The sequence below is a fragment of the Specibacter sp. NPDC078692 genome (genome assembly GCF_040686835.1).
In the GTDB taxonomy this organism is placed as follows: domain Bacteria; phylum Actinomycetota; class Actinomycetes; order Actinomycetales; family Micrococcaceae; genus Specibacter.
In genome coordinates this window covers 1-10,818 of record NZ_JBFBLV010000055.1, presented here as the reverse complement: position 1 = coordinate 10,818, position 10,818 = coordinate 1, and the positions used below count along the sequence as shown (strand labels likewise).

Here is a 10,818-nt window from a genome sequence, read left to right as displayed (position 1 = left end):
TTGTCCTGTCTCATTACAGTTAAGGCAATCTCACTTTAGTTAAGGCATCAGGGTTATTTGTCTCATTACAGATGAGGCATTGGCCAGCTGCGTCTCACTTCAGTTAAGGCATCAGTCCGGCGTGTCCCAAGTTAGTTGACGTAGTCGAACCGTTGCCGGGACTAAAATTCACACTATGGGACGCTCAATCGCGGCGTCCGACGCTCTCGCCGGGCACCACGCTCCAGCAGGCACCCTGTTGTTCAGGGAGCAATTCACCAGCGCCCCAACAACCTCCCAACTGGCTGACTGCTGGATGATCCCGTTTGAACACGCCCAACCCATTCGTGCTCCGGCCGCGTTCAAAGGCCAACGTAATTTTGCCGGACTTTGGTGGTGCGCAACTATCCAACGCCACATCGGATTTGAATCCTGGTGTGAACGCGATCAGCTAATGCGCTTGGACTTTGACCCCGATGTCGTAGGAATCTCCTCACAACCATTTCGTATCATCTTGCCAGCCTCACTCCCCCAGCATTCGCACGTGCCAGATTATTTCGTTCGCCGCTTCGACGGTAGCGCCGTCCTCATTGATATTCGGCCCGATTCCCGCGTGAAACCTGCCGACCAGGAAGTTTTTGAGGCCACAGCACGACTGTGCGCTTCAGTTGGTTGGACCTATCAACGTCTAGGGGAACTACCTTCCATCTACCGGGCCAACCTCCGATGGCTTGCTGGATACCGCCATCCACGATGCTTGCGTGAAGCACCCGCAGCACTGATGAGAAAACATCTAATGTCTTCTGGACCCTCATCAGTGAGCGAACTAACCATAGCTGCCGGTGAATCCGTCATCGTCCTGCCAACGCTGTTTCACATGCTCTGGACGCAGGAATTCGTCACGGACCTCGAGGGCAGACTTCTTCAATTCGACGCAGCTGTGCAGCTAAGGGACTCACCATGAGAACTAAACCCGATCTTCTACGGCTTGGTGACGACATCGAATTCTATGGCGTCACGTACCGGCTTACTGCCCTTGACGGCGATACCGCGGTACTTTCGGCTCGCAGCGAGGCGCCTGTGGCCATCAAGATTGGCTCACTAATTGCCGATGAAAATTTCAAAGTCCTGCGCTCACGGTCATCACAGCGGCGGATCACGGGCCCGTCCATGCTGTTTGACTCGCTGCCCCCTGAAGTGCAGAAACGAGCGCGGTGGATGGAAGGGCACGTCACCGAGATCCTGGATGGCGTCCCGTGTAACGCTGATACGGGGCAGACCGCGCGCCGCGACTTTGATGTAACGCGAACGTCGATGCGCCAGCGTGAACAGGCCAAATTAGTTGAGCTACAAGAGCTCGGAGAAACGCTCAGTATTGGTTCGCTACAGAGACTGCGCTACGCCTATGAGAAGCAAGGACTGCTTGGACTCATCGATCGACGGCTCATCCGCAGCGTCCCTATCGTGGGACAAACCGATCAAAGAGTCGTCGATGTCTTGCTCTCAATTTTGGAGGCCAACACGCAACAGTCAACAGGGTCCATGGATCGGCTAATGAGTCAGGTACGTAAAAGGCTGGAGAGCGAATATGGCCCAGGGACTGTGCCCTTACCGTCGCGAGCAACCTTCCACCGTCTGGTCGGACGGATCGCTGAAGGCCGACACGCGACGGGGTCAGCCCGCACCCGACGCACTCTGGCCCAGCAACCGGCAGCGCCCTTCAGCGCCGTCTACCCGGTCAGGCCAGGAGAACTGATGCAGATCGACTCCACTCCCCTAGATATCGCCGTCGAACTCGACGACGGCGTCATAGGACGGGTCGAGCTGACAGCGATGGTTGATATTGCCACACGCAGCATCCCGGCCGCCGTCATCCGCCCCACCACCAAGGCCGTCGATGCGGCTTTATTACTGGCACGTTGCATGACGCCAGAGCTCATGCGGCCCGGCTGGTCACAGGCCGCCTCCATGGCAGCTTCAGCACTGCCCTACCGGTTCATGAAATCAATCGATGAGCGCCTTGCAGGGGCTGCTGCGAAACCCGTCATCGTGCCCGAAACCATCGTCTGTGACCATGGCAAGGCCTACCTCTCCAACACCTTTAAGAGCGCCTGCCGTAGCCAAGGCATCAATCTCCAACCTGCCCACCCAGACACTCCTACCGACAAACCCGTCATCGAGCGAACTTTGCAGTCCATCGGCACGCTGTTTGCCCAGTACGTAACCGGATATCTCGGCTCTTCGGTGGAACGTCGTGGCAAAAACGCCGAGCAGCAAGCCGTCTTCTCCCTGCTGGAGATCCAAGACCTCCTGGACGAGTGGATCGTCACGGGTTGGCAGAACCGACCCCATGACGGATTGCGGGATCCCTTCACCCCATCTCGTGTGTTGACACCCAATGAAAAGTACGCGGCCCTCTTATCCGTCAGTGGCTACGTTCCAGCACCGTTCAGCGCCGAAGACTACCTCGAACTGATGCCCGCGGAAACTCGGGTCATCAACAGCTATGGAGTCAAGATCCGGCACCGCGTGTACGACACCGAGGACCTGAACCCCTACCGTGGCCAAAAATCCGGAATGAAGAACCTCAAGGGCCTTTGGGAGGTCAAATTCGATCCCTACGACGCAGCTTGCGTCTGGATCCGCAACCACCAAGACGGCGGATGGATTACCGCGTATTGGCGTCAACTCTCCGCCGGAGCCCAACCCTTTGGCGACGACATTTGGAACTACGGCCGCCAAGTCGTCGCAGAACGCGGCGTCACGACACCGTCGGAAGAGAGCATCAAGGCAGCAGTTGATGCCATCCTCGACAAGGCTTCCCCGCCAGCCAAACCCGCGGCAAGGCAACGAAAGAATCAACGAGCAGTAGCCCGCAACAAGGCTGCCATCAGCTCCCAACGCCCGCGCCCCCACGTCGGCCAACCCCCGGAAGAAGCAAAGCCCCCAGTAACGATCGAACCAGCTATCGAAGCCGCTTCGGACCAGGAAAAGGACTCCCCACCCCCGGCCAAGATCATTCCGTTGAAGATCTATGACCCCCAAAAGGAGGCCGACAAATGGTGGTAACAGAACTCCCAACCAGCGGTCGAGCCCCCACCACCACGCTGCAGGGCTGGCGTAGTTTCGTGGCCTCCACCGCACCCACCGTCGAGCTAGTCCACACCGCCGTATTGGCTGCGATGAGTGTGGCCCGGCGCGAAACCTACGACGAACAACGCATCAGCTACCACTCAGAATTCGTCCTGGCAGAAACATCCACAGTCCGCAAAATTGCAAACCAGGGCAAAATACTCGTGATGCTCAACCAGCGCGAGATCAGCGCCCGCCGAGGCTTGATCGTCTCAGGTCCCTGGGCGTCAGGAAAGACCACAGCGATCAAGCTCCTAGGCAAAACCCACGAACTACTCGTCAAACGCAAATACCCCGACCAGCGCGACCGGATCCCGGTCGTCTACATCACCACTCCCCCAAAAGGCTCCCCCAAGAAACTCGCCAGCGAATTCGCGAACTTCCTCGGCCTGCCCTACCGAGCCAGACAGAACGTCACAGACATAGCCGACGCCGTCTGCCAAGTCCTCGCCATGGCCAAAACTGACTTGGTCATCGTCGATGAAATCCACAACCTCAACCTGGCCACCAGTGCCGGGGAAGACATGTCCGACCACCTCAAATACTTCACCGAACACATGCAAGCGACCTTCGTCTACGCGGGCATCAACGTAGAGAACTCCGGCCTGTTCACCGGCATGCGGGGCCGGCAAATCTCTGGCCGATCCGTGCTAATGACCACCGGCCCCTTCCCGCTCACCGAAGAATGGGACTCACTCGTCGCGACTCTCGAAAATGGCCTGCGCCTTCACGAACACGTACCGGACACGCTCACGGCCCAGAGCCAGTACCTGCACCACCGCACGGGCGGCAGCATCAGCAGTCTCTCCCACCTCATCCGCGAAGCAGCCATCTTGGCCATCCTCAACGGCACAGAACGAATAGACCGAGCCCTGCTCGACGACATCATCTTGGATCACGCCGCCGAATCCATCGCGCCCCGGCCAGCGGCACTAAACCCTTCCATCCAATGACTACACGCCACTACCGACTAGCACCGGATCGCCCCCTACCCAGACCGGTGCGGCCCTACCAGGATGAGACAACACGGTCCTTCATCCGGCGCATCAACAGCGCCAACGTGCTCACCCACGGCGAACTCATCAAGACACTACGCTGGGATCGACGGCCGTGGATGTATGACCTCGCCACGTGGAACGGCACCCCTCCTGGCATCCTCGTGCTGGCAATGCCACAACTGGCCAACAGCCACCCGGATCCGATAATTCGACTAAAACTCGTTGGCCGGCCAATCCGCACTAGGCACGCACCTGCCTGCCGCCACTGCACCTTGGCCCGAGGCGCGGGCCCCTACGTGGAGGTCTACACCACCCACGAACGCACCCTCTGCCCCGACCACAAGCTTTGGATCGGAGACGGCATCGGCACAATCGCAGACCAATTCAACATCGCCGCTTGCCCAGAAATCATTGAAGCCTGGCACCACCACAAGAACCTCATCACCCGACACGGACACGCACAAGTACGCCGCGCATTCCACATCTCCGACGTCATAAACTGGAGCTGGTATGACCAATTTCAGCACTTCAGCGCCGCCATGAACACCTACGAAGCCCTGACAGCCGGCCATCCCCGGCAAGCAGACAGCCAGGCACTTGTTGCCGCGGCCCTCTACCCCTCCATCGTCAAGCTCACTGCAGCGATCGCCTCCCCACGCTGGCGCTACATTGCTCGCTCACCCCATCCCGAAGCCTTCCTCGACCGAGTCGGCAATGAGATCACCGATGGCTGGACACCGCAGGGCGCATTCGATCCGCTTCGGCACTGGATGGAAACCAACTGGACAGCAGAATTTCGCGGATCCGACACAATCCTCCCGCCTAAGAACAGATGATCAAAACCCGGCACCAAGATACCTGTGCGCCGCCAAAGCCTGTACCGTATGTCGCCCGCTCACCGGACGAGCCACCGGACGGGTCAAACGGACACCCGTGGATCTTTCCTATCAAAAAGTGCAGGTCAACGGCTATTTTGTCCGGTGAGGGACCGGCTTGCGGGACGGTTTGCCCACGTCTAAATGGGACCCCCCTTTTGGACGTTGCGAGAGTTCCAAGTGCAATGAAGGGCTCGTTCTTTTCGGCAGTGGGATGTTGGGGAATTCCTCGACTTTGCTGCAGGGCTGCCCGTTCTGGTCGTACAGTGTGATCAGGAGATTAGCGTCTTGGCGGGTGTGGTGTGTTTTGAATCCTAGGACCTGGTCCTGAGGACAGGAAGCCCTGCGCCAGAGGATTCTCTCTTGGGCGGCCCGAACGGCGATACCCGAATAGGAAGTATTGGGACGAAATGGTGAGTTCTGAGAAGCATCCAGGGCTGGGGGCATTGCGTGATGCCCTGGCGGGCATCGGCTTCAAGAAGCGTGCTGGAGAGATCTTCACGATTGGCTTAGATGATGATGCTCTTGGCTGGCTCGGGCTGAACTACGCCAGTCGAGCCGGTATCCCTGGCCAGCTAAATATGAATCCTGTCTGCGGTGCGCGTATCCAGTCACTGGAACGCAGTTTGGCTGAAATCCAAGGTGAAAAGTTCCATCAGTACATGCCATCAACTATGTCTGAGCCATTGCACTATTTAGCAAGGCCAGGACAGGTCACGAACTGGCGGCTCTATCGCGACACACCTGAAACTAACGATGATGTTATTGCAGACATCGTGGCGTGCATTGAAACCGCTGGCCTGCCCTACATGCGCAAGATGGCGACTCTAGAGACCATGTCCCAGGCACTTATGGCGGGAAAAGGCCGCAGATGGCAGTCCGTGTTCCGCGCGCCCGTCGCGTTGTGGCTTCTCAACCGTAATGAGGAAGCCCTAGGTGCCATGGAAGCTCAGCTCACCGAAATCGGGAGTCAAGAAAACGCGGCTTATGACGACTACAGGAACTTCGCCGCAACACTAAAACGGCGCATCGCCGAATCGGTTGCCCCGCGATAGTCTGATGTTTCGTATGCAGTTCCGCAATCGGGCCGGCTGCACGTCCCTGAACGCTCCTCAAATAGCTGAGGATGCAGCATTAGATCCACCCTGGGCTACCGGAATTCAACAAAGACGCGCACCGGTCCTGTACTGAAGTCAGATCCCTCGGTCAGCCCCAAGGACTGGTAGAAAGCACGCTGCTGGGGCTCGTCATCCGTGATGAGAACTGTCTGTCGAACGTGATGATATCTGTCTTTTACTTGTTCAAAGAGGGCTCGCCCTATGCCCGTTCCTTGAAGGTCCGGATGAACCAAAATGTCTTGGAGATAGCAGATTGTTGCATCATCGGAAATCGTCCGAGCGAGTCCGACTAGTTTGCCGACTTCGTTCCAGGCAGATACGACAAAGGAAGAACTTTTGACCGCTTGGAAGAGCAAATCCGGACTGTTGGTGTAGGCCGTCCAGCCAACTGACTTGTAGAGCGAAAGGATCTCGGCATCGGCGATGGCTGTAGATGTAGACAACGTGAACGGAGACATTGAGCCAGTCTGGCACGAAGAATTGTCCACGCACGCAGAAGCCACTTTTGTCTTGTCAATTTTTAGTTCAACCCCACGTAATCCAAGCCGGCACCTGGCCCGCAGGGCGTTCCTGTACGGACGTGCGAGGACCGAGCGGACGAGTCCTGAAATGACATCGGTATACCCTGGATTTGATTGCTTCCGTCAAGTATATGTACTCGATCTGCGGCAAAAAATGGCGGCAGATCAAGGAATTGACTGGGCTCGTTTTGTACCATAGCTAAGTCTTCCTCAGCAGCCAACTAACAACTAATTCCATCGGCTGCTAATTTGAACCAATGAAGTCTGTGAATCACGATGATGCCAAGCGCTTCCTTGCCATTTGGGATACGACCTATCCCAAAATAGAACTGGACTGGTTCCACGACAGTTGGCTATACAGCAAGGAAGCCAACGGTTCCGAGCTGAGACTGCATGCACTACCGGACTCGAAGCAATACGCCGATAATCCTGGGGAGCGACGAGAAATCGTGTATCGGAACTTGACCCTCATCTACGAACTTGGCCTACTATCAGGCACTGGAAGCTCCGATTTGCTAGTCCTGGCAACCGGTCAAACTCATTTGGTAAACAAACCACAACCCCAGGCTGTCCACGACAAAGATCTTCCCCAAGCTGGCCCACGTGAAGACATCCCTTTCTGACCCCTCCAATACAGATCCGGAATACGTCTGGTGGGAACACAACTACATTGCCCGGACAAGTCTAGATTCACACCACCTGCGCCAGCTCATACTTGCGGTAGCCGAGGAAAAGGCATGGAGCATCACGATTTGCCCACCTGGCATTGAGTGGCTCTTCCATCCCTATGACGGAGGATGCGACATTAAAACCGGAAATTCAGCCCTGGTAGAAGCGCTTTGGGATCGCCACAAAGCATGGGCTAGGAGCTGGGACCCTGAATACATTAGTGAACCGGGAAGGTTCGCCGGGAAAAAGACGCTACCACCGAAGAAACATGGGCCGCTGGACCCGCGTCGCTAGAGTCGAATCTCACTCTCGGTATTCGCGACTACCTACGTCTCTTGGTAAGAACCCCAAATTCGGATCGACTGGAGCGTGCCAGACGTTGCACTACCGTCAGGCACCCAGAAATTTTGCTCCAGCAACCCGAGCCCGCAAATTCTTGGCAACCTCTAAATCAGGCAGTCTTCGAAACGCCCCGTTCATCGTTGGTTCACGGGCATCTGCTCAGGCTCGGGCGTATGAAGGACTAGAGCCGAAGCTGTTGCTCTTGAAGGTTCCGTGCGGCGTCACTACTTGCCCAACTGACGGTTTCCCCAGCCATTATTTTGCTGACTCCGACGCCTGGAATACCCCAATTCACCACCAGATACTCAGGGCTTTGAGATCCATCGCCAGACATGAACTGTTGGCTTTGGACGGTTCCTACCTCGCTAATTCCTAGCGTTGTTCCATCTGGGAGAACGATAGAAGATCCTTGAAGGTTGCAGCCAGGTTCCCCTAGGTCCTGCAGAACTTCCGCTTCAAACAATTCTGGTGTGCAGTGTGAAAGTTCTTCATATCCCAGCGGTATGCTCACCCCACCTGCCGAACACGAACAAAGAAGCAAACTTCCGAGTGCAAGGGTGGCTATAGCTGTGATGGTTCGCATGGTCTCATGCTAGCAACCGTCGGTCTGGCGAAGTTTCCAGCGCCGAAGTTAAGCGGAGATCGCGGGGTCCGCATCGGAACAAGCTATGCACGCCCGCCGGTCTCGAGCTGCGCCAACCGGGAGAAATGCGAACAGGTGGCTGCGCGCCTCAGCAGATCAGCACCGCCATATATCGAAAATCTGAACTCAGAATCCGGAGAGTGCGGTGTATCGCTCAAGGTTCCACCTACGGGTTGATGTAAAGCGTAGTGTTGCTGTGTTTCGATGTATTGAAGATCAGCCAGTAGGCCTGTAACTCATTTGGGGGAACCATGAAATTTGTTCGATTACTCGCAGTTGGAATTATTGCCACGTCGTCTATCTCGGGCTGCACGACCGCGACAGCACCTATCAAGACAGTCCAGAGCCCCACGGTGGAATCAGTAAGCTCTAGCCCAATTGCTACCGCACCACTTTCTAAGACCCTGTCCGGAACATTCGTTTCTCAGGCTGTTCCAACAAGCGGCGAGGCCATCATTACCCAGACTCCCGATAGCCTGACTCTGGAATTAAAAGACTTTTCCACTAGCCCTGGGGACGATGGGGACGAACTGCATCTGACCGCGAGCACGGGTGCTATGACCAAAAATGCGGACGGGTACAACGTCGTCAATGAACCCACCATTTACATGCTCGAGAAACTAAAATCCATCACTGGAACGCAGAGCTACAACCTGAGCTACATGATTGATTTTTTCCCCGAGGCGGCCCGAAGCATCACGATCTACAACAACACCACCGGTGAGGCCTTCGGGTCAGCAAATCTGCTAGAAAAATAAGCCACCTTTAGCTAACGATGACCAAAAGGGACCAGCATGGATCAACCTCACGACGTAAAGATTACCGAAGCGGACCGCGGCACAGTCACCGCCCAAATCTCCCGCCACAGCATTGGGCTTCTGAGGGGCACCACATCCACAGCACTTCTCATCATCTACATTGCCTGGACCCTAGCCGTTGCCTTCCAAAATTCAGTCCAATTTAGCGGGTCCATGACGTCCTATCTTGGTGCCCTAATTGGCTTGGCCTTCTTGATATCGCTGCCCGGATTTGGCTATCTCTGCACAGTGCGGGACAAGAACGGGAACTTCACGGCCCCCACTGTGATGGTTGTGCTGATCTTTATCAGCTATGGACTACTGACTGGCGTTATTCTCGTCTTGGGGCTGGCCTTCGCAATCGGAACAACCTCAACGGTGGGAGAGGTTGTTATGTGGGTGGGTATCCTGTCACCGATTCTGTCCGTCGCCCTGTCCATGCTCCTCGCTGGAATCGTCCGGACAAGACTGGTGTGGGAACCGGAATCAAAGAGACTCAAGACTGCCAAAAACTGGCTGTACCTTTCACCGCCATCGTTATTCCTAATCTGCCAGGCCGTGTACATCGTGGGCCGCCTTGTCGGATGACGTCAAAGATCTTGAACTCCTGAAACAGCGAGCGGGACCTGACCCCAGACGGCTCGATGCTTCAAACTATCTCGTTGTCGGCCGACTACGTCGAAAATCAGAGTGAACGCTTCTGCATAGACGAGAACCTCCCCGCCGCCCACTCCGACGGGAATTAGGTCCCCGACATAGGATTCAATCCCCACAGATGCTGGAGTAGAGGCCGATACTGCAAGAGTTCGCAAAGCCGGCCACCCGGCGCCCCGTTGAATATTCGACTAAAGGACAACCCAGGAGGCTTCAGGACAAGCCTTTTCATGCGTTTTCGGCCCAACGATGCCGTGTTGGCGGTCTCTGTCTAGCATGAATACATCCGATGAGGTCCGCGGCGAAGTCCGTGGGATGATTCAGATCATGGAGTCTGAAACCAATATCCCAACACGTCGAGACAAGAGGCTGCTGGGGATCGTCTATCTGGTGCTCATCTATGCCGGCGCTGCTGTGCTGCTGCTGGTTCCAGCACTGTTCTTGGGCTTCGGTGTCCAAGCGTTGGGTGGGAAACTGGGGATCTGGGTTGGTGATCCAACGTCGAACGACGGGGAGGAAACCTGGGCAACAATAATCGGCTTAGTCTCGGGTCTGGCCGTGTTGGCCGGCGCGGCATGGGGAACGTGGTCCATGGCGCGACGACACGGTTTGCCTCCCCGGAAGACAATCGCATTTGCGACCGGGGTAATGCTCATTGGGTATTTGGCATGGTTGGTCACGATCTTCGGTTGAACTCCAAGACCATTTTTTGCCAAGAATCAAAGCACCACCCGCAGAAGGTCAAAATACTGTCTCTCTAAGCGTTCCACTTGCGGAACGGTCCCTTTATCTCGTTTTTTGGATAATTCCGGATAAAAGCGGATAGAGCAGACTGAAGTGGTCGCGACACCGAGGGTAAGACGGTGCCGTATGACCAGTACCGGCCATCGAACCAAGCGCCGTCGTTGGTCGAAATTCGACGGCCGCTATCCACGGGTCCCCAGATGGCGTCAGAAGTTACCAAACAACAGAGATTCGACGACGTGCGTCAACTAAAGTGAGACAAGCGCAATTAATCTGCTTCATCATGGATGAGACAACCCTCTAGATTCCGGGGGTTTCGTGCTTCAACTTAAATGAGACAGGACAG

Annotated in this window: 9 protein-coding genes; 8 read left to right on the top strand and 1 reads right to left on the bottom strand. The window is 56.0% G+C overall.

From position 1 onward, the window contains the following. Positions 1-175 precede the first annotated feature (175 nt). The 5 genes from AB0O97_RS19930 to AB0O97_RS19910 all read left to right on the top strand — a co-directional run bounded on the left by AB0O97_RS19930 (position 176) and on the right by AB0O97_RS19910 (position 6,039). Complete coding sequence (locus tag AB0O97_RS19930; protein ID WP_363884988.1) at positions 176-943, top strand: TnsA-like heteromeric transposase endonuclease subunit; 768 nt, start codon at positions 176-178, stop codon at positions 941-943. Beyond that, on the top strand, positions 940-3,048 hold the full coding sequence (locus tag AB0O97_RS19925; protein ID WP_363884986.1) for a Mu transposase C-terminal domain-containing protein: 2,109 nt from the start codon (positions 940-942) through the stop codon (positions 3,046-3,048). Before AB0O97_RS19930 ends, AB0O97_RS19925 begins: the two co-directional genes overlap by 4 nt. Further along, on the top strand, positions 3,039-4,064 hold the full coding sequence (locus tag AB0O97_RS19920) for a TniB family NTP-binding protein (protein WP_363884984.1): 1,026 nt from the start codon (positions 3,039-3,041) through the stop codon (positions 4,062-4,064). The genes AB0O97_RS19925 and AB0O97_RS19920 overlap by 10 nt, the downstream gene beginning before the upstream one ends. Beyond that, complete coding sequence (locus AB0O97_RS19915) at positions 4,061-4,945, top strand: hypothetical protein (protein WP_363884983.1); 885 nt, start codon at positions 4,061-4,063, stop codon at positions 4,943-4,945. Before AB0O97_RS19920 ends, AB0O97_RS19915 begins: the two co-directional genes overlap by 4 nt. A 449-nt stretch (positions 4,946-5,394) precedes the next feature. Beyond that, complete coding sequence (locus AB0O97_RS19910; RefSeq protein ID WP_363884981.1) at positions 5,395-6,039, top strand: hypothetical protein; 645 nt, start codon at positions 5,395-5,397, stop codon at positions 6,037-6,039. Between the two features lie 95 nt (positions 6,040-6,134). Here AB0O97_RS19910 and AB0O97_RS19905 read toward each other — a convergent pair whose 3' ends face one another. Continuing rightward, the gene (locus AB0O97_RS19905; protein ID WP_363884980.1) at positions 6,135-6,560 is read right to left on the bottom strand and encodes a GNAT family N-acetyltransferase; all 426 of its coding nucleotides are present in this window, start codon (positions 6,558-6,560) and stop codon (positions 6,135-6,137) included. A gap of 1,968 nt (positions 6,561-8,528) precedes the next feature. Here AB0O97_RS19905 and AB0O97_RS19900 point away from each other — a divergent pair. The 3 genes from AB0O97_RS19900 to AB0O97_RS19890 all read left to right on the top strand — a co-directional run bounded on the left by AB0O97_RS19900 (position 8,529) and on the right by AB0O97_RS19890 (position 10,421). After that, positions 8,529-9,035, top strand: coding sequence for a DM13 domain-containing protein (locus tag AB0O97_RS19900; RefSeq protein WP_363884978.1), 507 nt, complete (start codon positions 8,529-8,531; stop codon positions 9,033-9,035). A gap of 36 nt (positions 9,036-9,071) precedes the next feature. Continuing rightward, a complete protein-coding gene (locus AB0O97_RS19895; protein WP_363884977.1) occupies positions 9,072-9,662 on the top strand; it encodes a hypothetical protein in 591 nt (196 codons plus the stop codon). A 342-nt stretch (positions 9,663-10,004) separates the two neighbouring features. Then, positions 10,005-10,421, top strand: coding sequence for a hypothetical protein (locus tag AB0O97_RS19890; protein ID WP_363884976.1), 417 nt, complete (start codon positions 10,005-10,007; stop codon positions 10,419-10,421). The last annotated feature ends 397 nt before the right edge of the window (positions 10,422-10,818 follow it).

Bases quoted from the DNA above. Each gene is read 5' to 3' on its own strand.
- AB0O97_RS19910 (WP_363884981.1), top strand. From the start codon at position 5,395: ATGGTGAGTTCTGAGAAGCATCCAGGGCTGGGGGCATTGCGTGATGCC.
- AB0O97_RS19915 (WP_363884983.1), top strand. From the start codon at position 4,061: ATGACTACACGCCACTACCGACTAGCACCGGATCGCCCCCTACCCAGA.
- AB0O97_RS19920 (WP_363884984.1), top strand. From the start codon at position 3,039: ATGGTGGTAACAGAACTCCCAACCAGCGGTCGAGCCCCCACCACCACG.
- AB0O97_RS19905 (WP_363884980.1), bottom strand. From the start codon at position 6,560: ATGTCTCCGTTCACGTTGTCTACATCTACAGCCATCGCCGATGCCGAG.
- AB0O97_RS19890 (WP_363884976.1), top strand. From the start codon at position 10,005: ATGAATACATCCGATGAGGTCCGCGGCGAAGTCCGTGGGATGATTCAG.
- AB0O97_RS19895 (WP_363884977.1), top strand. From the start codon at position 9,072: ATGGATCAACCTCACGACGTAAAGATTACCGAAGCGGACCGCGGCACA.
- AB0O97_RS19925 (WP_363884986.1), top strand. From the start codon at position 940: ATGAGAACTAAACCCGATCTTCTACGGCTTGGTGACGACATCGAATTC.
- AB0O97_RS19900 (WP_363884978.1), top strand. From the start codon at position 8,529: ATGAAATTTGTTCGATTACTCGCAGTTGGAATTATTGCCACGTCGTCT.
- AB0O97_RS19930 (WP_363884988.1), top strand. From the start codon at position 176: ATGGGACGCTCAATCGCGGCGTCCGACGCTCTCGCCGGGCACCACGCT.